The sequence below is a fragment of the Pantoea sp. B270 genome (assembly GCF_018726825.1).
GTDB lineage: Bacteria > Pseudomonadota > Gammaproteobacteria > Enterobacterales > Enterobacteriaceae > Pantoea > Pantoea dispersa.
Genome location: NZ_JAHCSX010000001.1, coordinates 2,683,008 through 2,708,682, shown reverse-complemented (window position 1 = coordinate 2,708,682; position 25,675 = coordinate 2,683,008). Strand labels below are relative to the sequence as shown.

The following is a 25,675-nucleotide window of genomic DNA, read 5'->3' as shown; positions in this document are numbered from 1 at the left end:
TGTCAGGTGCAGACCATGAAACGAGAACTCGCGATTGAATTTTCCCGTGTGACCGAAGCCGCTGCGTTAGCGGGCTATCACTGGTTAGGACGCGGCGATAAGAATGCCGCTGACGGCGCCGCCGTCAACGCCATGCGCATTATGCTCAACACCATCAATATCGACGGCCAGATCGTGATTGGCGAGGGCGAAATCGACGAAGCACCGATGCTTTACATTGGTGAAAAAGTCGGTACCGGCCACGGCGATGCGGTGGACATTGCAGTTGATCCTATCGAAGGCACGCGTATGACTGCGATGGGCCAGGCCAACGCGCTGGCGGTGCTGGCGGTGGGCGATAAAGGCAGCTTCCTGCACGCACCTGATATGTATATGGAAAAGCTGATTGTCGGTCCGGGCGCGCGCGGCGCTATCGATCTCAACCTGCCGCTCGCCACCAATCTGCAGGCGATTGCGCAGGCGCTCAATAAACCGCTCAGCCAGCTGACGGTGTCGATTCTCGCCAAACCGCGCCACGATGCGGTCATCGCGCAGCTGCAGCAGCTGGGCGTGCGCGTGTTTGCTTTTCCGGACGGCGATGTGGCGGCCTCCATTCTTACCTGCATGCCGGACAGCGAAGTGGACGTGCTGTATGGCATCGGCGGTGCGCCAGAAGGCGTGGTATCGGCGGCGGTGATCCGCGCCATGGATGGCGACATGCAGGCGCGCCTGCTGGCTCGTCATCAGGTCAAAGGGGATTCGGCCGAAAACCGCCGTCTGGGTGAGCAGGAGCTGGCGCGCTGTGCCGAAATGGGTATCAACGCCGGGGAAGTGCTGACGCTGCAACAGATGGCGCGTAACGATAACGTGATTTTCGCGGCGACCGGCATCACCACGGGCGATCTGCTAAAAGGCATCACGCGCCAGGGCAATATCGCCACCAGCGAAACGCTGCTGGTGCGCGGTAAATCGCGCACCATTCGCCGCATTCAGTCGATCCACTATCTGGACCGCAAAGACGCGGCGCTGCACCCTTTTATCCTGTAACCGTCTGTTTGCCGCTCTCCGGATGACGCGAGAGCGGCCACCAGCACAGCAGCATCACCAGCGACGTCACAAACATCAGCATACCGAGGCTCGACTGATCGTGCTGCGGCAGCAGCGCTGAGAGCCACGCCACCACGCCGGAACCCAGATTCTGCAGCCCCCCAATCAGCGCACCGGCGCTGCCGGCCAGCCACGCGTAGGGCTCCATCGCGCCAGAAGTTGCCAGCGGAAACAGCATGCCTGCGCCGAAGAAAAACAGCGCGGCCGGTACCAGCAGCGTCCAGATATTCATCACGCCAAACCACGCCGGCAGCCACATCAGCAGGCCCGCCAGCAGGCAGCTGTTCACGCCGTACCACATCAGCGTATGCCAGGATTTCTGCTCGCGGCCGGCAAACCAGGCACCAAAAAAGGCCGCCGGAATCGGCAGGATGAACAAAATACTCACCGTCAGCCCGTCCAGCCCCAGCACGCCCGCCATCAGTACGCCACAGCTGGCCTCAAATACCGCAATGCCCGCCAGCGCGCCGATCAGCAGTAGCAGATAACGCACAAAGTTGCCGTCGCTGAGCAGCGTGATGTAGCGGCGCAGAAACGGTGTCGCGGGCGCATCCACCGGACGGGTCTCCGGGAGCCAGCGGGCCATTGCCGCCGTTACGCCAACACACAGCAGCAGCAGGAAAGCAAAGCAGGCGTGCCAGCCAAACAGATGGGTCAGCAGCGCGCCGATTACCGGCGCCAGCAGCGGGCTGACCAGAATGCCCATGTTGAGCAGGCTGTTGGCCTGGCGCAGCGCAATGCCGGAGTAAAGATCGCGCGGCATGGTGCGCGCCATCACGCCAGCCACGCCGGTACCCAGTCCCTGCACCGCACTGCCCAGCACCAGCACACTCAGCGACGGCGCAAACAGGGCGATCAGCGCGCCCGCCGCGAAGATCGACATTCCCGAGAGGATCACCGGACGCCGGCCAATACTGTCCGACAGCGGCCCGTAGATCAGCTGCGATCCGCCGTAGGTCATCAGATAGGCCGCCATCACCTGCTGCATGGCGCCGCTGCGCACGTTAAGCGCCTCTGCCATGTTCGCCATGGCGGGCACATAGATGGTCTGCGCCATCTGTCCCACCGCCACCAGCACAATCAGCATGAACAGCATGAAGCGGTTTTGCGTATTACTCATCATCATGGAACAAAATGTCTGCCTGAGAAACAAAGTAATGACAGCACTAAACAGGGCTGCCGGAGAGTTATGGCGGCAAAAATATCAGGAATTGCGCACAAAGCGAGAGGCGGGCGTAAAGCGATAGCTCAGACACCGTCAAGCTTCTGTACCAGGCTGTAACGTGGCCGCTACAGTTGCTGATGTGTGCGGACGATTTGTCGCAGAGAGCCCTTTGCCCGCTGCGGGGCTGGAAATCTGGTGCCGGGCTGACGAAGATAGAAAGAGACCAATTATCAATCATCAGGAGCGAACATGGCAGAGTGGGTCAATGCAGAAGTTAAAGAAGTGAAAAACTGGACCGATGCACTGTTCAGACTGCGCGTCACGGCGCCCATCGACCCTTTTACCGCCGGCCAGTTTGCCAAGCTGGCGCTGGAAGTCGACGGCGAGCGCGTGCAGCGCGCCTACTCCTACGTTAATGCGCCGCAGGATCCGCTGCTGGAGTTCTATCTGGTAACGGTGCCGGAAGGGAAGCTCAGCCCGCGTTTGCAGGCGCTGCAGCCCGGCGATCAGGTGATGGTGACCAAAGAGGCGGCCGGTTTCTTTGTGCTGGATGAGATCCCCGACTGCCAGACGCTGTGGATGCTGGCGACCGGCACGGCGATCGGCCCGTATCTGTCGATTTTGCAACAGGGCGAAGGGCTGGAGCGCTTCGACAACATTGTGCTGGTACACGCTGCGCGCTATGCCGCCGACCTGAGTTTTCTGCCGCTGATGCAGCAACTGCAGCAGCGTTATCAGGGCAAGCTGCACATTCAGACGGTGGTCAGCCGCGAGCAGATGCCCGGTTCACTGCATGGCCGCGTACCGCAGCTGATCGAGAGCGGAGAACTGGAAAACGCCGTGGGCCTGCCGATGCTCGCCGACACCAGCCACGTGATGCTGTGCGGTAACCCGCAGATGGTGCGCGATACCCAGCAATTGCTGAAAGAGACCCGCGATATGCGCAAGCATTTCAAACGTAAACCCGGTCACATGACCAGCGAGCATTACTGGTAATCGCGCTGGCAGCAAAATGTCAGATTTTTCCCGGCGCGGGTTTTGACTTTCAGCGGTAAAAACCGTTCTAATCGTGGGCTAAGTGAATGATTTAGGGCCGAAGCAATGAAGAATCTGCCAGTCGCGCTGCTGCTCAGCGTCGCACTGACATTTCCCGCCTGGGCGGAGGACGCGCCCGCGCAGGATCGCAACGATCACCTGCCTGCGGCGCCGTATCTGCTGGCGGGTGCGCCCACCTTTGATATGACCATCGCGCAGTTCCGCGAAAAGTATAACGCCGCCAATCCTGACCTCCCGCTGCAGGAGTATCGCGCCATCGACAACCGCGATGACAAGAGCCACCTGACACGTGCCGCCAGTAAAATCAGCGAAACGCTGTATGCCTCTACCGCGCTGGAACAGGGCACCGGCAAGATTAAAACGCTGCAGATTACCTGGCTGCCGGTGCCGGGCCCGGATATGAAAGCGGCACAGACACGCGCCATGGATTACATGACTGCGCTACTGCGCTTTTTTGTGCCCGGTTTGTCAGCGGATGAGGGACACAAGAAGCTCGACGGCCTGCTCAGCGCCGGCAAGGGTGCACGCTATTTTTCCCGCACCGAAGGTGCACTGCGCTTCGTGGTCGCAGACAACGGCGACAAGGGACTGACCTTCGCCGTTGAGCCCATCAAACTGGCGCTCGCTAGCCCCTGATCTCCCCGGCAAAAATGACGAAAAGCAAAGCCAGCGCCCCATTTGATCTCTATACTGTCTGGCAGACATCGCTGCCCCGATGGCAGCGCTATTTCATGAATCGCGTTATGCGGAGGAAAGAATGCGACATCCACTGGTTATGGGTAACTGGAAACTGAATGGCAGCAAGCACATGGCGGGCGAGCTGATTGAAGGCCTGCGCAAAGAGCTGTCAGGTGTGGAAGGCTGCGGTGTGGCGATTGCTCCGCCGGCGATCTATCTGGATCAGGCCAAGCACGCCATTTCCGGCAGCCACATTGCGCTGGGTGCGCAGAACGTTGACGTGAACCTGTCTGGCGCTTTCACCGGTGAAACCTCTGCCGAGATGCTGAAAGACATCGGCGCGAAATACATCATCATCGGCCACTCTGAGCGCCGCACCTACCATAAAGAGAGCGACGAGTTCATCGCGAAGAAATTCGCCGTGCTGAAGGCCGCAGGCCTGGTGCCAGTGCTGTGCATCGGTGAGACCGAAGCCGAGAACGAAGCCGGCAAAACTGAAGAAGTGTGCGCACGTCAGATCGACGCCGTGCTGGAAACCCAAGGTGCAGCGGCCTTCGAAGGCGCGGTTATCGCCTATGAGCCAGTCTGGGCCATCGGTACCGGCAAATCAGCGACCCCAGCGCAGGCGCAGGCAGTACACAAATTCATTCGTGATCACATCGCGAAGAAAGATGCCGCTATCGCTGAGCAGGTAATCATTCAGTACGGCGGTTCGGTTAACGACAAAAACGCCGCAGAACTGTTCACTCAGCCGGACATCGATGGCGCGCTGGTGGGCGGTGCGTCACTGAAGGCCGACGCTTTCGCGGTGATCGTCAAAGCCGCTGCAGCAGCCAAAAACGCGTAAGTTTCTCACGCAGAAAAAGGCGGCTGATAAGCCGCCTTTTTTATTGCCTGAGCAGTCGCGATGCCACTCACTCCAGCAAACGGCACTGGTGATCCTGCAGTTCTTCCGCCGAACCGCGATTCAGCTTGAGCCAGTTGCGCTCCAGCGCCAGCAGCGCCAGGCGTCCATCCGGCAGCTGGGCCAGCGCCAGCCCGTATTTTCCCATCTCACCGCGCGCATGCGGCACCTCCTCTGCCAGCCGGATAAACACGCTCTGCTGCGCCAGTTCGGCGGTGCTCAGCGTGCGAATCAGCCAGGTATGCCGCAGCAGCGTTGCCGTCTGCCACTGCGCATTCAGCTTCGGTGCCAGCGTATCCAGCTGCTGACGCACATCCGGTCGCAGGCAGGAGATATGAATGTGCAGCTGATTCTGCGTACGACCATACTGCGCGTTGATGGCCAGCGACAGCACGCGGTCGTCGACAGGCGCACCGCGCTTCTGCGCCAGCAGGCGGCGCTGCTGCCAGGCGGCAGCAAACAGGTTCGGCGTGGTAGGTTCGAGAAGGATTGGGCTCTCCATGCCAGTGATTTTCGCTATCGGCATCAGCAGATATTGCAGCGGGCCATTCAGATCTTTGAGCGTAACGTAACCCTGCACCAGATTGACCTGCTGACAGGGGGCAGGATTGCCGCGTTGCGTCATGTCCGGTACGCACTTTTCGCTGACAATCTGCCACAGCGCATCGGCGTTTTTATGTAAATGCACCGCACCGGCGATCAGCCCGGCAATCAGAAGGATGAACGCGATAATCAGCAACGTAACACTACGGCGGCGCGCCTGCATGGCCAGATCCTCAGTGATGAGCTGTCAGCATCCTCACCTGTCGCCAGCGGAAAGTCACGGCTTTTTCCGCGCCGTAAAGCAAAACGGCCAGCGCAGGGCTGACCGTTTCGTCATGATGAAAACGCGGTTACGGTTTCATGACCTGATCGTAGCTGCCGCCGTCGGCAAAGTGTGCTTTCTGCGCTTTGCTCCAGCCGCCAAACTTGTCATCGATGGTGAACAGCTTAACCGGCGCGAAGCTGCTGGCAAACTTCTTCGCCACCTCAGGATCGCGCGGGCGATAGAAGTTTTGCGCCGCGATGGTCTGGCCTTCCGGTGAGTAGAGATATTTCAGGTACTCTTCCGCCACCTTACGCGTGCCCTGCTCATCCACCACTTTATCGACCACGGAGACCGTTGGTTCGGCGAGGATCGATTCGCTCGGCGTAACGATTTCAAACTTGTCTTTGCCCAGCTTATCGACGGCCAGATAGGCTTCGTTTTCCCATGCAATCAGCACATCACCGATACCGCGCTCAACGAAGGTATTGGTCGCGCCACGTGCACCGGAATCCTGCACTTCAACGTTTTTGAACAGCGCCCGGACGTAAGCCAGCGCTTTGGCCTGGTCACCGTGGTTCTGGTCCAGCGCCCAGCCCCAGGCCGCCAGATAGTTCCAGCGTGCGCCGCCGGAGGTTTTCGGATTTGGCGTGATCACGGAAACGCCTGGCTTAATCAGATCCGGCCAGTCATGAATGCCTTTAGGATTGCCTTTGCGTACCAGGAACACGATGGTGGAAGTATAAGGTGCCGAGTTGTCCGGCAGACGCTTGATCCAGTTTTTATCGATACGACCACGGTCAGCAATAGCATCCACGTCGGACTGCAGCGCCAGCGTCACCACATCTGCGCGGATGCCATTGATCACGGACGTCGCCTGCTTACCCGAACCGCCGTGCGACTGGCGGATCACCACGTTATCGCCGGTTTCCTGCTTATAGTGCGCGCTAAATGCTTTGTTGTACTGCTCGTACAGCTCACGGGTTGGATCGTAAGAGACGTTTAACAGCTGAATATCCTTTGCCAGAACACTGGTTGAAGCCAGTAACAGGGTGACACCAATACTCCACTTGTTCATTGCTTGCTCTCCCGAGGTCGTTATAGAACAAGACTGACACAAAGCAATCCATGGATTAAAGAATTAAAAATAAGCTGTTATAACTATGGAGAATAAAGCAAGGCATAAAAAAAGGGCGCGAAAGCGATCGCGCCCGATTTATCGTTGATTAGTAGAGTTTTTTCGCGGTATCCAGCCAGTCGCGCTTGAACGGACGCTTCATGTTTTCGATAGCGTCGATGATGTCATGATGCACCATCTTCTCGTTCTGAATACCCACGCAGCGACCGCCGTAGCCCTGCAGCAGCAGCTCAATTGAATAAGCACCCATGCGTGATGCCAGAATGCGGTCGTAAGCGCATGGCGCACCGCCGCGCTGGATGTGGCCTAGCACGGTGGCACGGGTTTCACGCTTGGTTTCCGCTTCAATAAAGTGCGCCAGATCGTCGATGTCACAGATATGTTCGGTGATCGCCACGATGGCGTGTTTTTTACCTTTCGCAATGCCAGCCTGGATTTCTGCCACCAGCTCTTCGCGCGTGTAAGGGATTTCAGGCAGCACGATGAACTCACAGCCACCGGCGATGGCCGCCGCTAAGGTCAGGTCACCGCAGTAGCGGCCCATCACTTCTACGATGGAGATACGCTGATGCGAAGAAGAGGTGTCGCGCAGACGGTCAATCGCTTCAACCACGGTTTCCAGCGCGGTGAAATAACCGATGGTGTAATCGGTACCGGCGACGTCGTTATCGATGGTGCCCGGCAGGCCAATGCACGGGAAACCCATTTCGGTCAGGCGTTTGGCACCCATGTAAGAACCGTCACCGCCAATCACCACCAGCGCATCAATGCCGCGTTTTTTCATGTTTTCGATCGCGACCTGACGCACTTCTTCGTTGCGGAACTCCGGGAAACGCGCCGAGCCGAGGAAGGTGCCGCCGCGGTTAATCATGTCCGACACGCTGTAGCGGTCGAGGTTGATCATGCGGTCTTCGTACAAACCCAGATAGCCGTCATAAATACCAAAAACTTCAAGGCCTTCACTCAGCGCGGAACGGACAACTCCGCGAATGGCTGCGTTCATGCCTGGGGCGTCGCCGCCGCTGGTCAGTACTCCGATTTTTTTGATCATGACAACCTCTGGATTGTTCAAAACTAAGGATTATTCCTGCCTGTCGACCGGTGTGGACCAGCTCGCGATCGCACGGCTTAATAGTTGCAGATAGTATATCAAAGGCTTGATGCTGAATTGATTCAGGTCAGACAAGTTTTCGCTAATTTTTTACAGAGTTGTTAGCGTTACGTCATTTTTTTTACGCAATACTATGTTTTATAACGGCTAAAACTGAAAAAAACCCTGCTGATTTTGCGGCACAACAGAACAGGGGTCCTGATGAATGATCACATCTGAGCCGGGAAATTTTTGCCGTAATGCCTGCTCAATTTGATCCGCCACCTGATGCGCCTGCACCAGCGGGAGATGATCGTCCATCTCCAGATGAAGCTGAATAAACCGCGTAGGACCGGACTGCCGCGTACGTAATGCATGGGCACCGCGCACGCCGGGCCAGTGGCTTACCAGCGCGATAATCGCCTGTTTTTCCTGCTCCGGCAGCGCACGATCGAGCAGCGACTGCACCGCTTCATAGCCCATGCGCAGCGCGTTATAGAGGATATATACGCCAATGCCGAGCGCAAACAGCGCATCCGCACGCTTAAAACCATAACTGCTTAAGCCCAGCGCCACCAGAATCGCGCCGTTCATCACCACATCCGACTGATAATGCAGCATGTCCGCGCGAATCGCCTGGCTGCGGGTACGCCGCACCACCCAGCGCTGAAAAGCGACCAGAACCAGCGTGGAGCTGAGGGCGATCAGCGTCACTATTATACCCACCAGCGGCGCACGCAGCGTTTCCGGCGTGGCCAGATGCTGCAGCCCGGTAAGAAACAAAAACAGCGCCGATCCGGAGATAAACATGCTTTGCGCCAGTGCCGCCAGCGATTCCGCTTTGCCATGACCAAAGGTGTGATCGTCATCGGCAGGCTGCAATGAATAGCGCACCACCAGCAGATTGGTCAGTGACGCGGCGATATCGACCAGCGAATCCACCAGCGCCGCCAGCACGCTGACCGAACCGGTGTACCACCAGGCGAAAATTTTCACGATCAGCAACAGCGTTGCCAGCGTGGTCGCCGCCAGCGCCGCGCGGTTTACCAGTTTTGCGTAGGAAGGTTCCATGCCTTGCCTCGTCAGGCGCTGCAGCACGCCATGCAGTGGAAAATGGCTCAAGTTTATCACCGTACCGTGCAGACTGCGTGACAGGATAGCGAAACGGATGCAATTTGCCCGCGAATTCAGGGCAAAAAAAACCCCGCCATCATGGCGGGGAAGACAGGGATGGTGTCTATGGCAAGGAAAACAGGGATACTATGTTACTGGTTACTGCTGGTACTACTCACTGCTTGCAGCGGTGATGATGGCTGCAATTCGGAGAGCCGACGCGCTTCATTCAGGCGCCGCTCAAAATTCTTCTGCAATGTTGCTTGCTGTGCAGGCGTTAGCAGGTGATACATCTGATTACGAACCCGGGCCATCTCGATTTGCAGTTCTACCTGCTCGTGGGCCTGTTTCTCTGCCTGCTGGCGGATAGCCGATTCGTTAAATTTGTCTGCAATGACAAGGTCATGCATAGTTTCTATATCCTGAACGCTTAACACCGGGCGTTCATGGCGCGCTTGCTGCATCAGGTCGCGCATCTGTTGCCGCTGTTGTTCAGTCAGCTCAATGCCATCGAACATGTGGCTTTGCGGATTTTGCGTCATACTGCCTGTCGTCAATCCGCCGTTATGATGCATCTCGTCAATCGTCGTCGTGTCTGCTGCTTCTGCGCTGGCGTGACTGAGAACCATCGCTGAGGCAAAGACGACGGCGGTTAAGTAGCGCATCGTTTACTCCCGGTTCGTTCCGTTTTGCGATTCAACGAGAGCTAGTGTACGGCGACAGCTGCAAACATCCGTCAGGGGGTGTAAAACTACGTAAAGCGTTGGATTGCCACTATAGGAACACGGTATTTTGCCTGCGGAGGGCAACAAAAAATGAATAAAATCCTGTTGGTTGATGACGACCGCGAATTGACTTCGCTGCTTAAAGAACTGCTTGAAATGGAAGGTTTTGAGGTGATTGTCGCCAGCGATGGCGAGCAGGCGCTCAATCTGCTGGACAACACCGTCGACCTGCTTTTGCTCGATGTCATGATGCCGAAGAAGAACGGTATCGACACGTTAAAAGAGCTACGCCAGCAACATCAAACCCCTGTCATCATGCTGACCGCCCGCGGTAGCGAGCTGGACCGCGTTCTGGGCCTGGAACTGGGCGCGGATGACTATCTGCCAAAGCCGTTCAACGATCGCGAACTGGTGGCGCGTATCCGTGCGATTCTGCGCCGTTCCAACTGGAGCGAACAGCAGCAACAGCACGATAACAGCTCACCGACGCTGGAAGTGGATTGCCTGCGCCTGAATCCGGGCCGTCAGGAAGCCAGCTTCGACAGCGAAACGCTGGATCTCACCGGCACCGAGTTCACCCTGCTCTACTTACTGGCGCAGCATCTTGGCCAGGTGGTGTCACGCGAGCATCTCAGCCAGGAAGTGCTGGGCAAGCGCCTGACGCCGTTTGACCGCGCCATCGATATGCACATCTCCAACCTGCGTCGTAAGCTGCCGGAACGTCGTGATGGTCATCCGTGGTTCAAAACTCTGCGCGGACGCGGCTATCTGATGGTTTCGGCATCATGATTGGAAGTTTGACCACCCGCATCTTCGCCATCTTCTGGCTCACCCTGGCGCTGGTGTTGATGCTGGTACTGATGGTGCCCAAACTCGATTCGCGCCAGATGACCTCGCTGATGGAGAGCGAACAGCGCCAGGGCACCATGATTGAGCAACACGTTGAGGCGGAGCTGTCACAGGATCCGCCCAACGACCTGATGTGGTGGCGCCGGCTGTTTCGCGCCATCGACAAATGGGCACCGCCCGGTCAGCGCCTGCTGCTGGTGACCAGCGAAGGACGGGTGATCGGTGCGCAGCACAATGAAATGCAGGTGATCCGTAACTTTATCGGCCAGTCCGATAATGCCGATCATCCGCAGAAGAAAAAGTATGGCCGCGTCGAGATGGTCGGCCCCTTCGCGGTGCGCGACGGCGAAGACAATTACCAGCTGTATCTGATCCGTCCCGCCACCAGTTCCCAGCTCGATTTCGTCAACCTGCTGTTTGACCGTCCTCTGCTGCTGCTCATCGTCACGATGTTAATCAGCTCACCGCTGCTGCTGTGGCTGGCGTGGAGCCTGGCGCGTCCGGCACGCAAACTAAAACATGCCGCGGATGAAGTGGCGAGCGGAAATTTGCGTCAGCATCCGGAACTGGAATCGGGCCCGCAGGAATTTCTCGCAGCCGGCTCCAGTTTCAACCAGATGGTGAGCGCGCTCGAACGCATGATGACGGCACAGCAGCGACTGCTGTCGGATATCAGCCATGAATTACGCACGCCGCTGACGCGTCTGCAGCTGGCGACTGCGCTACTGCGCCGGCGTCATGGCGAAGGCAAAGAACTGGAGCGTATTGAGACCGAAGCGCAGCGTCTGGACGGCATGATCAACGACTTGCTGGTACTGTCGCGCACCCAGCATAAGAACGCGCTGGTGAGCGAAGCGATGAAGGCCAACCAGCTGTGGAATGGCGTGCTGGAAGATGCCAAATTCGAAGCGGAGCAGATGGGTAAAACCATGGACGTGCCGTATCCGCCCGGTCCGTGGCCGCTGTACGGTAACCCGCACGCGCTGGAAAGCGCGCTGGAGAACATTGTGCGCAACGCGCTGCGCTATTCGCACACGCACATCAGCGTTAGCTTTGCCGTGGATATTCAGGGCATTACCGTGCACGTCGACGACGACGGTCCCGGCGTCAGCCCGGAAGATCGCGAGCAGATTTTCCGTCCGTTCTACCGCACCGATGAAGCGCGTGACCGTGAATCCGGCGGCACCGGGCTCGGGCTGGCGATTGTCGAAACCGCCGTGCAACAGCACCGCGGCTGGGTGAAAGCCGATGATAGCCCGTTAGGCGGTCTGCGCCTGACGCTGTGGCTGCCGCTGTACTCCGCCCGGCAATAATTTGCTATGCTGCGGCCCTCGTTTCCGGGGGCCTTATGCTAAACATTGTCTTATTTGAACCTGAAATCCCGCCAAATACCGGCAACATCATCCGCCTGTGCGCCAATACCGGCTTTCAGCTGCACCTGATTGAGCCGTTAGGCTTCGCCTGGGATGATAAACGCCTGCGCCGCGCCGGACTGGATTACCATGAATATACCGCGCTGAAAAAGCACGCCAGCTACGCTGCTTTTCTGGCGGCGGAAGCGCCACAGCGCTTATTCGCGCTGACCACCAAAGGCACACCGGCGCACAGCGCCGTCAGCTATCAGCCGGGCGACTATCTGCTGTTTGGCCCGGAGAGCCGTGGCTTACCGCCAGAAATTCTTAATGCGTTGCCGGCAGAACAGAAGATCCGCATTCCGATGCGCGCAGAGAGCCGCAGCATGAACCTGTCGAATGCGGTTTCAGTGGTGGTGTATGAGGCGTGGCGCCAGCTGGATTATGCGGGCGCGCTGATCAAAGGCTAGATGCCGTCGCCGTACTCAAACCCGGCGCCGGTGAAGTGCTGATCCATATCCATCGACGGTTTGTCGCTGGCTGGTTTACCGACAATGCGCGCCGGCACGCCGGCCGCCGTGGTATGGGGTGGTACCGGCTGCAAGACCACCGAACCGGCACCGATTTTAGCACCGCGCCCGACTTCAATATTGCCAAGGATTTTGGCCCCCGCGCCAATCATCACCCCTTCACGGATCTTCGGATGGCGATCGCCGCTGGTTTTACCGGTACCACCCAGCGTGACCGACTGCAGAATGGAGACGTCATTTTCCACCACAGCCGTTTCACCAATCACGATGCCGGTGGCGTGATCCAGCATTATGCCGCGCCCGATGCGCGCCGCCGGATGAATATCCACGGCGAATGAGACCGAGATTTCGTTTTGCAGATACACCGCCAGCGCGCGCCGTCCCTCTTTCCACAGCCAGTGGCCAATACGGTACGCCTGCAGCGCGTGGAAGCCTTTCAGATAGAGTAACGGCGTGGAATATTTGTCGACCGCCGGATCGCGCTGACGCACCGCCTGAATATCGTACGCGGCCGAGACAATCATCTCAGGATCCTGACGATAGGCTTCTTCAACAATTTCGCGTATGGCAATAGCGGGCATGATCGGGTTAGCGAGCTTGTTAGCCAGCATGTAGCTGAGCGCGCTGCCGAGATTTTCGTGCTTGAGCAAGGTCGCATGGTAAAAACTGGCCAGCATCGGTTCACAATCGGCCAGCGCTCTGGCTTCGGCTTTGATATGGTTCCAGACCAGTTCTAACTCTTCAGACGACATTGCTGTTTGCTCCCGATAAAAAAGCGCCCGATTAGGCGCTACAGGTGATAATGCTTAAGCGTCCTGCTTTAGCTTTGGCTGTTTTCGTCCTTCCTTGTACGACCAAGCAGGCTCAATGCTGCCTCTCGCGCCGATTTTTCGCAATATAATACCTGATAAATTTGCTCGGTTATTGGCATTTCCACGCCCACACGAGCAGCTAATGCTTTGACTTCTTTGGTATTTCTGTAGCCTTCTACAACTTGTCCGATAATGCGTTGCGCCTCATCCACGCTTTCGCCCTGCCCCAGCATCATGCCGAAACGGCGGTTGCGCGACTGATTATCGGTACAGGTCAGCACCAGATCGCCAAGACCCGCCATGCCCATAAAGGTCGTCGGATCGGCACCCAGCGCAGCACCGAGACGGCTCATCTCCGCCAGACCGCGGGTGATGAGTGCCGTACGCGCGTTGGCACCAAAGCCAATGCCGTCGGAGATCCCGGCACCAATCGCAATGACGTTTTTCACTGCGCCGCCCAGCTGCACGCCGATGAAGTCCGGATTGTTGTAAACGCGGAAGCTTTTGCCGCAGTGCAGCTTTTGCTGCAGATCGTCGGCAAACTGCGCGTCAGTGGCCGCCAGCGCAATCGCCGTCGGCAAACCGGCCGCCAGCTCTTTGGCAAAGGTCGGGCCGGAAATCACCGCCAGCGGAATGCTGTCGCCGAGGATTTCGCGCGCCACATCCTGCAGCAGCCGTCCGGTCTCTTTTTCCAGTCCTTTGGTCGCCCAGACAATGCGTGAGTCGGCACGCAGCAGCGGTTTGAGCTGCATCAGCACGTCGCCGAACACATGGCTTGGCACTACCACCAGCAGATCGCGGCTGGCGCTGACGACGCGGGCCAGATCGGCTTCAGGAACGAGATTATCGGGGAAAGGAACATCGGGCAGGAAAGCGGTATTGCATCGGTCAGCCTGCAGCTGCGCCACGCTTTGCGGATTGTGGCCCCACAGCAGCACCGGGTGGCCATTACGGGCCAGCGTAATGGCCAGTGCGGTGCCGTACGAGCCGGCACCGATGACGCTAATCGAAGCGTTGAGTGTAGTCATCAGGCATCCTGACGTGGCGCTTCGCCTTCACCCTGCTGCTGCAGATAATTCATGAACAGCGCATCAAAGTTGACCGGCGCCAGATTGAGCTGAGGGAAGGTACCGCGTGACACCAGGCTGGTGACACATTCACGCGCATACGGGAACAGAATGTTCGGGCAGTAAGCGCCGAGGCAATGTGCCATCTGCGTGCCTTCGATACCGCTGATGGTGAAGATACCGGCCTGCTGTACCTCGCACAGGAACGCGGTGTCTTCGCCCACGGTGGCGGTGACAGTAACGCGCAGCACGACTTCATACACTTCATCCGCCAGCTGAGAAGAGGCGGTGTCCAGATCCAGCTTCACTTCCGGTTCCCACTCTTTCTGGAAAACCTGAGGTGCGTTTGGCGCTTCAAATGAAACGTCTTTGGTGTAAACGCGTTGAATCTGGAACTGCATTTCGTTGCTGCTATGCTCTGACATGTTACTGAATCCTTTAAGTGAAAATTGTCGGTCGAAAATGTTATGCGCGGAGCAAGGGATCGAGTCCCTGACGCCCGTCCAGCGCGTAGAGATCGTCACAGCCGCCAATGTGCTGCGCGTCAATAAAGATCTGTGGCACCGTGGTGCGGCCGCTGCGTTTGATCATCTCTTCGCGCTTTACCGCGTCCCCATCAATGGGAATCTCCTGGTATGACACGCCTTTTTGATCCAGCAACGCCTTCGCCCGGTGGCAGTAAGGACAGGTCACTTTGGTGTAAATCTCAACATTCGCCATGCGGTGATACCTCAGGATGTTATTTACCGCGAACCAGCGGCAGGTTTTCGCCACTCCAGCCGCTCACACCATCTTTCAGCACGGTCACTTTTTCAAAACCCGCTGCGCTAAGGGTGGCTGCCGGTTCTGCGGCGCTCTGGCCGGTGGCACATACCACAATTATGGGCTGCGACTTGTGCTTTTCCAGCTCGCCGAAGCTGCCTTTTTTGATATCGGCTGCGGCGATGTTAATAGCCCCTGAAATGTGTCCTTTGCGATAGTCGTCGCGTGAACGAACGTCTACCACCACCGCGTCCTCTTTGTTGATCAGGTGGGTTGCTTCACCACGGCTGATGGTTTTTACCTTAGAGAACATACCTTTAACGGTGGTTACAATCACCAGAATAAGTAAAGCGACCCATGCCAGACTAAGGATGGGGTGATTGCTTGCAAACTGCATAATTTCTTGCATGAGGGGTAACGACTCCAGACCGGGGCTAATAAGCTAAAACAAGGGTTCTGAGTATACCTGCGCCACTTCGCATGTACAGTCGCGAAGCGGGCAGAGTTACGATTTGTGCGTCATTTTCCAAAAAAAGTGTTCTAATCGCAAAATTGAGACAATCTTTATCCCGGTAAGCTGTGGCCGACATCTTTCGTAAAGCAAAACCCGGCCGGGATAACTGGTAAGCGGCTGTTCATCGTGGAATAATTATCGACTATGAAGGGAAAAGCGACCGTTACACACACAAGGACCCGTTACAACGATCCGGCATCTCCGTTGTCATTTCGCTGGTCCGATATCTCCCTCAGCCTGCTTTGTGCGGGTGCGTTGCTGTTGCCCGTCGCCGCGCATAGCGCCGATGACAGCAAAACGCAGCTAAAGTCCATTCAGCAGGACATCGCCGAAAAAGAGAAAAGCGTTAAAGCGCAGAAGCTGCAGCGCAGTAAGCTGCTCGATCAGCTGCAGAGTCAGGAAAAAGTGATTGCCCAGGCCAGTCGCCAGCTGCGTGAAACCCGCAACAGCCTGAGCGCGCTGAACGGCGAAATCGCCCAAACCACCGCCGCCATTGCCCGGCTGGAAAAGCAGCAGGCGCAGCAGGAAAAACTGCTGGCGCAGCAGCTGGATGCCGCGTTTCGTCAGGGCCAGCACAACGGCGTGCAGCTGCTGCTCGGCGGTGAAGAAGCACAGCGCAGCGAACGTATTCTGGCCTATTTTGGCTACCTCAATGCCGCCCGGCAGAAAAATATCGATGAGCTTAAGCAGACTCAGCAGGAACTGGCGCAGCAGCGTCAGGCGCTGCAGGGCAAGCAGGAGCAGCAAAAGTCGCTTTTAGCGCAGCAGCAGACGCAACAGAACAAACTGGAAACCGCCAGCGCCGCACGCAAGAAAACGTTGTCCGCACTGGAGAGCGCGCTGGAGAAAGACCAGGCCGATCTGGTCGAGATGCGCCAGAACGAAAGCCGCCTGCAGGACAAAATCGCCAAAGCCGAACGTGAGGCGCGCGAACGGGCGCAACGCGAAGCGCGCGAGGCGGAAAAAGTGCGCCAGCGTCAGGCCCAGGCAAAAGCCAAAGGCTCCAGCTATTCCCCTACGCAAAGCGAGCGCGAGCTGATGGCGCGCACCGGCGGCCTTGGCCGGCCGGGCGGACAGGCTATCTGGCCAGTGCGCGGTCGCATTGAACATCGCTTTGGTGAAGCAATGCAGGGCGAACTGCGCTGGAAAGGTCTGGTGATTGATGCGCCGGAAGGCACTGAAGTCAAAGCCATTGCTGATGGTCGCGTGCTGATGGCCGACTGGCTGCAAGGCTACGGCCTGGTTGTGGTCGTCGAACACGGTAAAGGCGATATGAGCCTTTATGGCTACAATCAGAGCGCCTTGGTGAGCGTCGGTGCGCAGGTGAAGGCAGGACAGCCTATCGCCCTCGTGGGCACCAGCGGCGGCCGCGGTACGCCCTCGCTCTACTTTGAAATTCGTCGTCAGGGACAGGCCGTCAACCCACTGCCGTGGTTAGGAAGATAAGTGTTGTTTCAGTCCCAAAAGCTTAGCGCCGCCCTGTGCGGGCTGTTTTTCACCTTTGCCGCCCATGCGGGAAAACTGGCTATCGTCATTGACGACTTCGGCTACCGCCCGGCTGAAGAGAATAAAGTGCTGCAGATGCCCGCCGCGATTTCTGTGGCGGTGCTACCCAACGCGCCTCATGCGCGTGATATGGCAACCAAAGCGCATCAGGGCGGTCATGAAGTGCTGATTCACCTGCCGATGGCGCCGCTGAGCAAACAGCCGCTGGAGAAGGACACGCTAACGCCGGAGATGAGCAGCGAAGAGATCGCGCGCATCGTGCGTGACGCCAGCAACAAAGTGCCGTATGCGGTTGGCCTGAACAACCATATGGGCAGCAAAATGACCTCCAGCCTGCCCGGCATGCAGAAAGTGATGCAGGTGCTTAATCACTACAACTACTACTTCCTCGATAGCATGACCATTGGCAACAGCCAGTCGGTCCCGGCCGCGCAGGGCACGCAGGTCAAAGTCCTGAAGCGGCGCGTATTCCTCGACGACAGCCAGAATGAAGCGGCGATTCGCACCCAGTTCAACCGCGCAGTGAAGCTGGCACAGCGTGATGGCTACGCTATCGCCATTGGCCATCCGCATCCCACCACGGTACGGGTGTTGCAGCAGATGTTGCCGACGCTACCGGGCGATATCACCCTGGTCCGCCCCAGCCAGTTGCTCAACGAACCGCTGCGCCAGGGCGCTACGCCGCCGGCCAGCACGCCGGTGAAACCGCGCACCCCGGTGTTCCGTGCGCCGGGCGTGTGTAAGCCGGGCCAGCCGCTGCCTGCCGTACCGCAGAGTCGTGCGGTGGAGGTGGTGACAGAGAGCATTACCGGCAGTCCACTCGTGCAGTCGCTTAAACAGCTATTCTGATTATAAGGCGCAGCGTGCTGCGCCTTATTTAACGCCACACCTTTTCCGCGCAAGGATATCGGAACAGATGACGTCAACCAGAAAGAAAATTCTGCTGCTGGATACCGGGCGCGAATGGGGCGGCGGCACCAACAGCATGCTGGAATTACTCAAGCGCATTGATCGCCAGCGTTTCGCTATCACCTGCTGTTTTTATCAGAATTATGCGCGTGGCAATCAGGAGACCATTGCCTCGGTATTAGACGCGATCGGCATTCCGGTGATATTTATTGCGCAGCGTCGCCAGCCGCTATGGGCAAAAATCACCAAAGAGTTGCTGCGCACCCTGCTGTTTTTTAACCGCGCGGTGAAAAAAAACGCCATCGACCGCATCGATCGCCAGTGGCGCATGCAGCCTAACGCCCGCCAAATCGCGACGATTTTACGCGACGGTGGCTATGATGCGCTGTACATGAATAATCAGCCCAGCACCAACGTTGAAGGCTATCTCGCCGCTGAACAGACTCACGTGGCGTTAATTCAGCACTGCCGCATTGATCCATTACTCAATAATGCGCTGGTCAAGATGATTAATCGGCATTGTGATGCGGTGATTGCCGTGTCACAGGGCGTACACCGCACCCTGAGCGAAAGCGGTGTTGATGCGCAGCGCTGCTTTACCGTATCCAACGCTATCGATATTCATCAGCCGCTGCCGGTGCGTGAGGCGGTGCGTCAGCGCTTTGATTATCCCGCGGATACCTTTATTTTCGGCTCCATCGGTTCTCTGATTGCGCGTAAATCTAACCATCATATTTTGCAGGCGCTGGGTGCATTCAGCCGCGCGCATCCTGCCGCTAAATGGAAAATGGTGATCGTCGGTGCCGGCCCGGAGCAGCAGCACTTACAGCAGCTGGCGCAAAAAGAGGGTATCGCCGCGCAGGTTATTTTTACCGGCTTTCAAAATAACGCGCTGGATTATCTGGCGGCATTCGATACGTTTATTCTCGCCTCAGCCAGTGAAGGGCTGCCGCGCGTGGTGCTGGAAGCGATGCTGGTGAATACGGCGGTGATAGGTTCGAATGTCGTCGGTACGTCGGAATTAATTCAACACGGCGAGACCGGTTTACTGTTTGACTATGGCAATACGCAACAGCTTAGCCAGCATCTTAGCGCGCTGTGGCAGGATACTGCACTGCGCCAGCGTTTAGTCGCCGCCGCCGCCGCCCGGGTACGCGAGCGCTACAGCATTGAACATTACGTATCGGGCGTGGAAAACATTCTGGAAAACGTCATGGAGAGAAAAAAGCATGTTTGATTTTTTAAATAAACACCGTCGCTATATTCTCTCGCGCCACAACATTCCCGCCACGCAGGCGGATGCGCAGGGCACCATTGCCGTCAGTTCCGTCGTCATCCCCTGTACCGGCGCTGATTACATTGAAGAAGCGGTGCTCAGCGCTTATTTTGCCAGCCGCTGCGCCGACACCATCAGCGAAATTGTCATCGTCAGCGATCAGCCTTCCAGCGCTTTTCCGCCGCTGCCGGCACGAGTGCGTGTGGTGACGCTGGAGGTGCCGTTTCGTGAAGAAAACTACCGCTATAAACAGATCTACCGCAGCCGCCTGATTAAACTTCAGGCCCCCTTGCAGGCGACCGGTGAAGGTATATTGATGATCGATTCCGATCTCAATTTATTAAAAACGCCGGATATTGCGATGCGTGAGCATCATCTGTACAGCAGCTTCCGTCAGGGCAAGATGATCGCCAAACTGGCCGGCGCGCCAGAAGAACATATTCCGGCCTATTACCACCACACCGTTCGCCCTTATTTGCAGGATCACGTGAATGGCGCCTATCTGGCGGCCTCCCGTCGCACATGGCAGCGTATTTGTCCGCTGTGGCTGACGTTATTTAATGATACCTGGGAATTGATGAACGACGACCAGCCGCCAACCGATCAGCTACCGCTCGCTGCCCTGCTCGACCTGCTGGATCTCCGCACGGTCAATCTGGGCGAATGGGCTAACTGGCCGGTGTCGAAACGCATTGGTGGTCAGTCGGCCGTGATTCCACCGCAGGTGATTGGCGCGCATGGCGGCTTTCCCTTAAGTGAATGGCAAAAATATTTGCAGGATCCGCACCAGCCGCTGAGCTTTAAGGGCCAGGATTACACGCGTAAGGTGCGTTACCTGACCGATGCGGAAAAACAGCAATCCTGAGCGTCACCGGCCCGCAGGCCGGTGTGTCGTTTAATCCCAGCTCAGCACCACTTTGCCTGAACGCCCGGAACGCATCTCGTCGAAGCCCTGCTGGAAGTCGTCGATGTGATAGCGATGCGTGATGATCGGCGTCAGATCGAGGCCGGACTGAATCAGCGCGGCCATTTTGTACCAGGTTTCAAACATCTCACGGCCGTAAATCCCCTTGATAAACAGCCCCTTAAAGATAACCTGATTCCAGTCAATCGACATCTCACCCGGCGGAATGCCCAGCAGTGCAATGCGTCCGCCGTGATTCATGGTCTCCAGCATGGTACGAAACGCCGGCGGCGCGCCGGACATCTCCAGTCCGACATCAAAGCCTTCGGTCATCCCCAGTTCCGTCATCACCTCGCGCAGATTCTGCTGCGCCACGTTGACCGCACGCGTCACGCCCATTTCACGCGCCAGCCCGAGGCGGTACTCATTGATGTCAGTGATCACCACATTCCGCGCGCCGACGTGTTTACACACCGCTGCCGCCATAATGCCAATCGGTCCGGCACCGGAGATCAGCACGTCTTCACCTACCAGATCAAACGAGAGCGCGGTATGCACCGCGTTACCGAACGGATCGAAAATCGCCGCCAGCTCGTCGGAAATATTGTTGGGAATTTTGAACGCGTTAAACGCCGGGATCACCAGATATTCAGCGAAGCAGCCCTGACGATTAACCCCGACACCCACGGTATTACGGCATAAATGGGTACGGCCGGCGCGACAGTTGCGGCAGTGGCCACAGGTGATGTGACCTTCACCCGATACGCGATCGCCAATGGCGAAACCCTTCACTTCCTGACCGATACCGACCACTTCGCCCACGTATTCGTGGCCGGTGATCATTGGCACCGGAATGGTTTTGCGTGACCAGTCGTCCCAGTTATAGATATGCACATCGGTGCCGCAAATGGCGGTTTTGCGGATTTTAATCAGCAGATCGTTATGACCGGGCTCCGGCACCGGCGCGTCGTGCACCATCCAGATCCCCTCTTCCGCTTTCAGTTTAGCCAGTGCTTTCATCCGTTGGCTCCTGCAGTGATAACCCCTAACTGTTGTCCGATGCGCGTGAAGGCCGCCACCGCGTGCTCCAGCTGCGCCTGAGTGTGGCCGGCAGAAATCTGCGTGCGAATGCGCGCCTGGCCCTGTGGCACCACCGGATAGAAGAAGCCGGTAACGTAGATGCCCTCCTGCTGGAGCAGGCTGGCAAACTGCTGCGCCACTTTGGCATCGCCCAGCATCACCGGAATGATGGCGTGATCGGCACCGGCCAGCGTAAAGCCCGCGGCGGTCATTTTTTCCCGGAAGAAGCGGGCGTTTTCCCACAGCCGCTGCCGCAGCCCATCGCCTTCGTTCAGCAGATCCAGCACGCGCAGCGACGCGGCCACAATCGCCGGTGCCAGCGAGTTAGAGAACAGATAAGGGCGCGAGCGCTGACGCAGCCATTCAACCACCTCGCGTTTTGCCGCCACGTAACCGCCGGACGCACCACCCAGCGCTTTACCCAGCGTGCCGGTCAGGATATCCACGCGATCCATCACGCCGCAGTATTCATGCGTGCCGCGTCCGCTTGCGCCGACAAAGCCCACCGCGTGCGAGTCATCCACCATCACCAGCGCATTAAACTCATCGGCCAGGTCGCAAATGCCCTGCAGGTTAGCGATCACGCCATCCATGGAGAACACGCCGTCGGTGGCAATCAGCAGGTGGCGCGCGCCCTTGTCGCGGGCCTCCTGCAGGCGCGCGCGCAGCTCAGCCATATCATTGTTGGCGTAACGATAGCGCTGAGCTTTGCACAGGCGGATGCCGTCGATGATCGACGCATGGTTGAGCGCATCCGAGATAATCGCGTCTTCCGCGCCCAGCAGGGTCTCAAACAGCCCGCCGTTGGCGTCGAAGCATGAGGAGAACAGGATAGCTTCTTCCATGCCGAGGAACTCCGCCAGCCGGCGCTCCAGCAGCTGATGGCTGTCCTGCGTGCCGCAGATAAAACGCACCGACGCCATGCCGAAACCATGCGTATCCATACCGTCTTTGGCGGCCTGAATCAGCGCCGGATGGTTCGCAAGGCCGAGATAGTTATTGGCGCAGAAGTTGATCACCGGCGGGCTATTGGCGACGTTGATTTCCGCCTGCTGCGCCGAGGTCAGGGTGCGCTCCTGTTTGAACAATCCGTCCTGCCGCGTTGTCTCAAGCTGTTGCCGGATTTGTGAATAGAACTGATCGGACATGATTCTGCTCCTCAGATAGCAAAATTTTGGCACATATTACTGATCGAAAAGCGAATGGACGACAATTCAGCCAGGGAAATCTCCGTTTTGCAGCATAGTTCACGCGGCGCGCAGGATTTGTGCAGCGCGATCGGCGTCATCTGGCTGTCCGCATCGGGCTGAAATGTTATGATGTTAGGTATTCGTGCGTGAAACCTCCTGTTTCACCCCAACTGTTTAAAGGCAAAGCATATGATTATCGTAACCGGCGGCGCGGGCATGATTGGCAGCAACATTGTGAAAGCGCTCAACGATCGCGGTCACACCGACATCCTGGTGGTGGATAATCTGAAAGATGGCACCAAGTTCGTGAACCTCGCGGATCTGGACATCGCGGATTATATGGATAAAGAGGAGTTCCTCACCTACATCATGTCGGGTGAAGATCTGGGTCCGATTGAAGCGGTGTTCCATGAAGGTGCCTGTTCAGCCACCACCGAGTGGGACGGTAAGTACATGATGGACAACAACTATCAGTACTCAAAAGATCTGCTGCACTTCTGCCTCGAACGTGAAATTCCGTTCCTGTATGCCTCATCGGCCGCCACCTACGGCGGGCGTAACGAGAACTTCATTGAAGAGCGCCAGTACGAGCAGCCGCTCAACGTGTACGGCTACTCAAAAATGCTGTTCGACCACTATGTCCGCCAGATTCTGCCGGAAGCGGATTCACCAGTGTGCGGCTTCCGCTATTTCAACGTGTACGGGCCGCGTGAAGGCCATAAAGGCAGCATGGCGAGCGTCGCGTTCCACCTCAATACGCAAATCAGCAACGGTGAAAATCCTAAGCTGTTCGAGGGCAGCGACAGCTTCCGTCGTGACTTCATCCACGTCGATGATGTGGTGGCGGTCAATCTGTGGTGCTGGGAAAACGGCGTATCCGGCATCTATAACTGTGGTACCGGCCGCGCCGAATCTTTCCAGGAAGTGGCGGATGCGGTGCTGAAGTTCCACCAGCAAGGCCAGATCGAATACATCCCGTTCCCGGACAAACTGAAAGGGCGCTACCAGGCCTTTACGCAGGCGGATCTCAGCAAACTGCGCGCCGCGGGCTATGACAAACCGTTTAAAACCGTTGCGCAGGGCGTGGGCGAATACATGGCCTGGCTGAACCGTCACGCATAAGGAAACCGGCACCGGCGATGAAAATTCTGGTTATTGGCCCCTCCTGGGTCGGCGATATGATGATGTCGCAAAGTCTCTATCGCACGCTGAAACAGGCGCACCCTGAGGCGGTAATTGATGTGATGGCGCCGGCCTGGTGCCGGCCGCTGCTGTCACGCATGCCGGAAGTGAATCAGGCGCTGGCGATGCCGCTTGGCCACGGTGCGCTGGCGCTGGGTGAGCGGCGTCGCCTGGGCAAAGCGCTGCGGGCCAGCGGTTACGATCGCGCCTATGTGCTGCCAAACTCGTTTAAATCGGCGCTGGTGCCGTTTTTTGCCGGCATCAAACGCCGCATCGGCTGGCGCGGTGAAATGCGCTATGGCGTGCTGAATGACGTGCGGGTGCTGGACAAAGCCGCGTTTCCCTTAATGGTGGAGCGCTATGTGGCGCTGGGCTATGACCAGCCGGTTACGTCGGCAGCACAGTTGCCGCAGCCGCTGCTGTGGCCGCAGCTGCGCGTCGACGACGATGAAAAACGCATGACCGCAGCGCAGTTTGCGCTGTCGGCCGATCGCCCGGCCATCGGCTTCTGCCCCGGCGCTGAGTTTGGTCCCGCGAAGCGCTGGCCACACTATCACTACGCCGCGCTGGCGGAACAGCTGATTGCTGAAGGCTATCAGGTGCTGCTGTTCGGCTCGGCTAAAGATCGGGAAACCGGCGAGGCGATCCTGCAGGCGCTGCCGGACACGGCACGCGCGCACTGCCGCAATCTGGCGGGCGAAACGCAGCTGGAGCAGGCGGTGATTCTGATCGCCCACTGTGCTGCGGTCGTCAGCAATGATTCCGGACTGATGCACATTGCCGCCGCGCTCAACCGGCCGCTGGTGGCGCTGTATGGCCCGAGCAGCCCGGACTTCACGCCGCCGCTGTCCCATCAGGCGCGCATCATTCGCCTGATTACCGGCTACCACAAAGTGCGCAAAGGCGATGCCGCAGAGGGCTATCACCAGAGCCTGATTGATATTCAACCGGCACGCGTGCATCAGGAACTCAACGAGTTACTGCATCCGGTGCAGGAGTAACCATGCACGTTTTGATTGTTAAAACCTCGTCGATGGGTGATGTGCTGCACACGTTGCCGGCGCTGACCGACGCGATGCAGGCGATTCCCGGCATTCGCTTCGACTGGGTGGTGGAAGAGAATTTTGCGCAGATCCCCGGCTGGCATCCGGCCGTTGACAAAGTCCTGCCGGTGGCGATTCGTCGCTGGCGCAAACACTGGTTTGGCAGCCAGCAGCGCGAAGAGCGCGTGCAATTCAAACGCGAGCTGCAGTCACGTCAGTACGACGTGGTGATTGATGCCCAGGGGCTGATTAAAAGCGCCGCGCTGGTGACGCGCCTCGCCAAAGGCATCAAACATGGTCAGGACAGCCGCAGCGCACGCGAACCGTTCGCCAGCTGGTGGTATGACAAGCGTCATGAGATTGGCAAGCAGCAGCACGCCGTGGAACGCACGCGCGAACTGTTCGCGAAAAGTCTGGGCTATGAAAAACCGGCCACGCAGGGCGACTATGCCATTGCCGGTCATTTTCTCGCGGCACAACCGCAGGATGGCCAACCGTACCTGGTGTTTCTGCACGCCACAACGCGCGACAACAAACACTGGCCGGAAGATCACTGGCGTCAGCTCATCGCGCGGGTTCAGCCCACTGGCCTGCGCGTCAGGCTGCCGTGGGGCGCCGAACACGAGCATCAGCGCGCGCAGCGGCTGGCAGCAGGGTTTGATCACGCAGAGGTGTTGCCGAAGCTAACGCTGGAGCAGGTGGCGCAGCAGCTGGCGGGCGCCCGTGCGGTGGTCTCGGTGGATACCGGTTTGAGCCATCTGACCGCCGCGCTGGATCGCCCCAACATCACCCTGTTCGGCCCGACTGACCCGGGTCTGATTGGTGGCTACGGCAGGAATCAGCATGCGTTACGGCCCGCTCAGGGCAGCAGCATGGCAGACATTCAGCCTGACGACGTGATGGCCATGCTGGCTGAGATCGCGCTATAACGCGATTGGG

The 25,675-nt window shown here is 57.9% G+C and carries 27 protein-coding genes; 14 read left to right on the top strand and 13 right to left on the bottom strand.

The annotated features are described in order from the left end of the window. Positions 1-15 precede the first annotated feature (15 nt). Positions 16-1,026, top strand: coding sequence for a class II fructose-bisphosphatase (glpX, locus tag KOL70_RS12980; protein ID WP_021507041.1), 1,011 nt, complete (start codon positions 16-18; stop codon positions 1,024-1,026). On the opposite strand, the gene emrD is transcribed toward glpX, so the two are convergent. Further along, a complete protein-coding gene (emrD, locus tag KOL70_RS12975; RefSeq protein WP_305798614.1) occupies positions 1,016-2,209 on the bottom strand; it encodes a multidrug efflux MFS transporter EmrD in 1,194 nt (397 codons plus the stop codon). The genes glpX and emrD overlap by 11 nt on opposite strands. A gap of 291 nt (positions 2,210-2,500) precedes the next feature. Between emrD and fpr the strand changes: the two genes are divergently transcribed. The 3 genes from fpr (at position 2,501) to tpiA (ending at position 4,832) form a co-directional block, all read left to right on the top strand. Next, the gene (fpr, locus tag KOL70_RS12970) at positions 2,501-3,247 is read left to right on the top strand and encodes a ferredoxin--NADP(+) reductase (protein ID WP_215480758.1); all 747 of its coding nucleotides are present in this window, start codon (positions 2,501-2,503) and stop codon (positions 3,245-3,247) included. 105 nt (positions 3,248-3,352) lie between these two features. Further along, positions 3,353-3,943, top strand: coding sequence for a YiiQ family protein (locus KOL70_RS12965; RefSeq protein WP_058775487.1), 591 nt, complete (start codon positions 3,353-3,355; stop codon positions 3,941-3,943). 121 nt (positions 3,944-4,064) lie between these two features. Then, entirely contained in the window at positions 4,065-4,832 is a 768-nt protein-coding gene (gene tpiA / locus KOL70_RS12960) for a triose-phosphate isomerase (protein ID WP_031279624.1), read from the top strand. A gap of 67 nt (positions 4,833-4,899) precedes the next feature. Here tpiA and KOL70_RS12955 read toward each other — a convergent pair whose 3' ends face one another. The 5 genes from KOL70_RS12955 to cpxP all read right to left on the bottom strand — a co-directional run bounded on the left by KOL70_RS12955 (position 4,900) and on the right by cpxP (position 9,700). Beyond that, on the bottom strand, positions 4,900-5,655 hold the full coding sequence (locus KOL70_RS12955) for a CDP-diacylglycerol diphosphatase (RefSeq protein ID WP_215480757.1): 756 nt from the start codon (positions 5,653-5,655) through the stop codon (positions 4,900-4,902). A 127-nt stretch (positions 5,656-5,782) separates the two neighbouring features. Then, the gene (locus KOL70_RS12950; RefSeq protein ID WP_021507046.1) at positions 5,783-6,772 is read right to left on the bottom strand and encodes a sulfate ABC transporter substrate-binding protein; all 990 of its coding nucleotides are present in this window, start codon (positions 6,770-6,772) and stop codon (positions 5,783-5,785) included. A gap of 148 nt (positions 6,773-6,920) precedes the next feature. Next, positions 6,921-7,883 carry a 6-phosphofructokinase gene (gene pfkA, locus KOL70_RS12945; RefSeq protein ID WP_021507047.1) on the bottom strand — a complete coding sequence of 321 codons (963 nt, stop codon included), beginning with the start codon at positions 7,881-7,883 and terminating at the stop codon, positions 6,921-6,923. 207 nt (positions 7,884-8,090) lie between these two features. Continuing rightward, entirely contained in the window at positions 8,091-8,993 is a 903-nt protein-coding gene (fieF, locus tag KOL70_RS12940; protein WP_021507048.1) for a CDF family cation-efflux transporter FieF, read from the bottom strand. Positions 8,994-9,187: 194 nt separating this feature from the next. Beyond that, positions 9,188-9,700 (bottom strand): cell-envelope stress modulator CpxP, encoded by a 513-nt coding sequence (gene cpxP, locus KOL70_RS12935; protein WP_215480756.1) that lies wholly within the window; start codon positions 9,698-9,700, stop codon positions 9,188-9,190. Positions 9,701-9,850: 150 nt separating this feature from the next. On the opposite strand from cpxP, the gene cpxR reads away from it, so the two are divergent. Genes cpxR through trmL form a run of 3 tightly spaced genes read left to right on the top strand, consistent with a single transcriptional unit; the run spans position 9,851 to position 12,431 of the window. After that, positions 9,851-10,549 (top strand): envelope stress response regulator transcription factor CpxR, encoded by a 699-nt coding sequence (cpxR, locus tag KOL70_RS12930; protein WP_007885339.1) that lies wholly within the window; start codon positions 9,851-9,853, stop codon positions 10,547-10,549. After that, entirely contained in the window at positions 10,546-11,922 is a 1,377-nt protein-coding gene (gene cpxA, locus KOL70_RS12925; RefSeq protein WP_031279625.1) for an envelope stress sensor histidine kinase CpxA, read from the top strand. Before cpxR ends, cpxA begins: the two co-directional genes overlap by 4 nt. A gap of 35 nt (positions 11,923-11,957) precedes the next feature. Next, positions 11,958-12,431: a tRNA (uridine(34)/cytosine(34)/5-carboxymethylaminomethyluridine(34)-2'-O)-methyltransferase TrmL gene (gene trmL / locus KOL70_RS12920; protein WP_021507051.1), complete on the top strand. Its 474-nt coding sequence runs from the start codon at positions 11,958-11,960 to the stop codon at positions 12,429-12,431. Here the strand turns inward: trmL and cysE are convergent. From cysE to KOL70_RS12895, 5 genes are all read right to left on the bottom strand, one after another. Continuing rightward, on the bottom strand, positions 12,428-13,243 hold the full coding sequence (gene cysE / locus KOL70_RS12915; RefSeq protein ID WP_021507052.1) for a serine O-acetyltransferase: 816 nt from the start codon (positions 13,241-13,243) through the stop codon (positions 12,428-12,430). The two genes, trmL and cysE, sit on opposite strands and share 4 nt — an antisense overlap. 68 nt (positions 13,244-13,311) lie before the next feature. Then, complete coding sequence (gene gpsA / locus KOL70_RS12910; protein ID WP_059010949.1) at positions 13,312-14,331, bottom strand: NAD(P)H-dependent glycerol-3-phosphate dehydrogenase; 1,020 nt, start codon at positions 14,329-14,331, stop codon at positions 13,312-13,314. Continuing rightward, positions 14,331-14,795 carry a protein-export chaperone SecB gene (gene secB, locus KOL70_RS12905; protein ID WP_021507054.1) on the bottom strand — a complete coding sequence of 155 codons (465 nt, stop codon included), beginning with the start codon at positions 14,793-14,795 and terminating at the stop codon, positions 14,331-14,333. The genes gpsA and secB overlap by 1 nt, the downstream gene beginning before the upstream one ends. A 40-nt stretch (positions 14,796-14,835) precedes the next feature. Continuing rightward, entirely contained in the window at positions 14,836-15,090 is a 255-nt protein-coding gene (grxC, locus tag KOL70_RS12900; protein WP_010616518.1) for a glutaredoxin 3, read from the bottom strand. Positions 15,091-15,109: 19 nt separating this feature from the next. Continuing rightward, on the bottom strand, positions 15,110-15,541 hold the full coding sequence (locus KOL70_RS12895; protein ID WP_127833503.1) for a rhodanese-like domain-containing protein: 432 nt from the start codon (positions 15,539-15,541) through the stop codon (positions 15,110-15,112). 249 nt (positions 15,542-15,790) lie between these two features. Between KOL70_RS12895 and envC the strand changes: the two genes are divergently transcribed. The 4 genes from envC (at position 15,791) to KOL70_RS12875 (ending at position 20,202) form a co-directional block, all read left to right on the top strand. Then, positions 15,791-17,092 carry a murein hydrolase activator EnvC gene (gene envC, locus KOL70_RS12890; RefSeq protein WP_031279626.1) on the top strand — a complete coding sequence of 434 codons (1,302 nt, stop codon included), beginning with the start codon at positions 15,791-15,793 and terminating at the stop codon, positions 17,090-17,092. 3 nt (positions 17,093-17,095) lie between these two features. After that, entirely contained in the window at positions 17,096-18,001 is a 906-nt protein-coding gene (locus tag KOL70_RS12885; protein WP_215480977.1) for a divergent polysaccharide deacetylase family protein, read from the top strand. A 67-nt stretch (positions 18,002-18,068) separates the two neighbouring features. Further along, on the top strand, positions 18,069-19,298 hold the full coding sequence (locus KOL70_RS12880; RefSeq protein ID WP_215480755.1) for a glycosyltransferase: 1,230 nt from the start codon (positions 18,069-18,071) through the stop codon (positions 19,296-19,298). Continuing rightward, positions 19,291-20,202 carry a hypothetical protein gene (locus KOL70_RS12875; RefSeq protein WP_058775481.1) on the top strand — a complete coding sequence of 304 codons (912 nt, stop codon included), beginning with the start codon at positions 19,291-19,293 and terminating at the stop codon, positions 20,200-20,202. Before KOL70_RS12880 ends, KOL70_RS12875 begins: the two co-directional genes overlap by 8 nt. A 30-nt stretch (positions 20,203-20,232) precedes the next feature. Here KOL70_RS12875 and tdh read toward each other — a convergent pair whose 3' ends face one another. Then, complete coding sequence (tdh, locus tag KOL70_RS12870) at positions 20,233-21,261, bottom strand: L-threonine 3-dehydrogenase (protein ID WP_215480754.1); 1,029 nt, start codon at positions 21,259-21,261, stop codon at positions 20,233-20,235. Next, the gene (locus tag KOL70_RS12865; protein WP_058771026.1) at positions 21,258-22,469 is read right to left on the bottom strand and encodes a glycine C-acetyltransferase; all 1,212 of its coding nucleotides are present in this window, start codon (positions 22,467-22,469) and stop codon (positions 21,258-21,260) included. The genes tdh and KOL70_RS12865 overlap by 4 nt, the downstream gene beginning before the upstream one ends. Before the next feature lie 231 nt (positions 22,470-22,700). Here KOL70_RS12865 and rfaD point away from each other — a divergent pair, with 231 nt between their 5' ends. The 3 genes from rfaD to rfaC are packed head-to-tail and all read left to right on the top strand — an operon-like array spanning position 22,701 to position 25,665. Further along, positions 22,701-23,633 carry an ADP-glyceromanno-heptose 6-epimerase gene (rfaD, locus tag KOL70_RS12860; protein WP_021507062.1) on the top strand — a complete coding sequence of 311 codons (933 nt, stop codon included), beginning with the start codon at positions 22,701-22,703 and terminating at the stop codon, positions 23,631-23,633. Positions 23,634-23,650: 17 nt separating this feature from the next. Next, positions 23,651-24,694, top strand: a complete 1,044-nt coding sequence (rfaF, locus tag KOL70_RS12855; protein ID WP_132466113.1) for an ADP-heptose--LPS heptosyltransferase RfaF — start codon at positions 23,651-23,653, stop codon at positions 24,692-24,694. Positions 24,695-24,696: 2 nt separating this feature from the next. Continuing rightward, entirely contained in the window at positions 24,697-25,665 is a 969-nt protein-coding gene (gene rfaC / locus KOL70_RS12850; RefSeq protein ID WP_132466116.1) for a lipopolysaccharide heptosyltransferase RfaC, read from the top strand. The last annotated feature ends 10 nt before the right edge of the window (positions 25,666-25,675 follow it).

What these genes read in the sequence shown, in the direction of transcription:
- KOL70_RS12895 (WP_127833503.1), bottom strand. Translation starts at nt 15,541, where the DNA reads ATGCAAGAAATTATGCAGTTTGCAAGCAATCACCCCATCCTTAGTCTG.
- cpxP (WP_215480756.1), bottom strand. Translation starts at nt 9,700, where the DNA reads ATGCGCTACTTAACCGCCGTCGTCTTTGCCTCAGCGATGGTTCTCAGT.
- cysE (WP_021507052.1), bottom strand. Translation starts at nt 13,243, where the DNA reads ATGTCGTCTGAAGAGTTAGAACTGGTCTGGAACCATATCAAAGCCGAA.
- glpX (WP_021507041.1), top strand. Translation starts at nt 16, where the DNA reads ATGAAACGAGAACTCGCGATTGAATTTTCCCGTGTGACCGAAGCCGCT.
- KOL70_RS12865 (WP_058771026.1), bottom strand. Translation starts at nt 22,469, where the DNA reads ATGTCCGATCAGTTCTATTCACAAATCCGGCAACAGCTTGAGACAACG.
- rfaD (WP_021507062.1), top strand. Translation starts at nt 22,701, where the DNA reads ATGATTATCGTAACCGGCGGCGCGGGCATGATTGGCAGCAACATTGTG.
- KOL70_RS12875 (WP_058775481.1), top strand. Translation starts at nt 19,291, where the DNA reads ATGTTTGATTTTTTAAATAAACACCGTCGCTATATTCTCTCGCGCCAC.
- secB (WP_021507054.1), bottom strand. Translation starts at nt 14,795, where the DNA reads ATGTCAGAGCATAGCAGCAACGAAATGCAGTTCCAGATTCAACGCGTT.
- envC (WP_031279626.1), top strand. Translation starts at nt 15,791, where the DNA reads ATGAAGGGAAAAGCGACCGTTACACACACAAGGACCCGTTACAACGAT.
- pfkA (WP_021507047.1), bottom strand. Translation starts at nt 7,883, where the DNA reads ATGATCAAAAAAATCGGAGTACTGACCAGCGGCGGCGACGCCCCAGGC.
- KOL70_RS12950 (WP_021507046.1), bottom strand. Translation starts at nt 6,772, where the DNA reads ATGAACAAGTGGAGTATTGGTGTCACCCTGTTACTGGCTTCAACCAGT.
- gpsA (WP_059010949.1), bottom strand. Translation starts at nt 14,331, where the DNA reads ATGACTACACTCAACGCTTCGATTAGCGTCATCGGTGCCGGCTCGTAC.
- KOL70_RS12965 (WP_058775487.1), top strand. Translation starts at nt 3,353, where the DNA reads ATGAAGAATCTGCCAGTCGCGCTGCTGCTCAGCGTCGCACTGACATTT.
- tdh (WP_215480754.1), bottom strand. Translation starts at nt 21,261, where the DNA reads ATGAAAGCACTGGCTAAACTGAAAGCGGAAGAGGGGATCTGGATGGTG.
- KOL70_RS12880 (WP_215480755.1), top strand. Translation starts at nt 18,069, where the DNA reads ATGACGTCAACCAGAAAGAAAATTCTGCTGCTGGATACCGGGCGCGAA.
- rfaF (WP_132466113.1), top strand. Translation starts at nt 23,651, where the DNA reads ATGAAAATTCTGGTTATTGGCCCCTCCTGGGTCGGCGATATGATGATG.
- emrD (WP_305798614.1), bottom strand. Translation starts at nt 2,209, where the DNA reads ATGATGAGTAATACGCAAAACCGCTTCATGCTGTTCATGCTGATTGTG.
- KOL70_RS12955 (WP_215480757.1), bottom strand. Translation starts at nt 5,655, where the DNA reads ATGCAGGCGCGCCGCCGTAGTGTTACGTTGCTGATTATCGCGTTCATC.
- fpr (WP_215480758.1), top strand. Translation starts at nt 2,501, where the DNA reads ATGGCAGAGTGGGTCAATGCAGAAGTTAAAGAAGTGAAAAACTGGACC.
- grxC (WP_010616518.1), bottom strand. Translation starts at nt 15,090, where the DNA reads ATGGCGAATGTTGAGATTTACACCAAAGTGACCTGTCCTTACTGCCAC.
- tpiA (WP_031279624.1), top strand. Translation starts at nt 4,065, where the DNA reads ATGCGACATCCACTGGTTATGGGTAACTGGAAACTGAATGGCAGCAAG.
- trmL (WP_021507051.1), top strand. Translation starts at nt 11,958, where the DNA reads ATGCTAAACATTGTCTTATTTGAACCTGAAATCCCGCCAAATACCGGC.
- cpxR (WP_007885339.1), top strand. Translation starts at nt 9,851, where the DNA reads ATGAATAAAATCCTGTTGGTTGATGACGACCGCGAATTGACTTCGCTG.
- rfaC (WP_132466116.1), top strand. Translation starts at nt 24,697, where the DNA reads ATGCACGTTTTGATTGTTAAAACCTCGTCGATGGGTGATGTGCTGCAC.
- cpxA (WP_031279625.1), top strand. Translation starts at nt 10,546, where the DNA reads ATGATTGGAAGTTTGACCACCCGCATCTTCGCCATCTTCTGGCTCACC.
- fieF (WP_021507048.1), bottom strand. Translation starts at nt 8,993, where the DNA reads ATGGAACCTTCCTACGCAAAACTGGTAAACCGCGCGGCGCTGGCGGCG.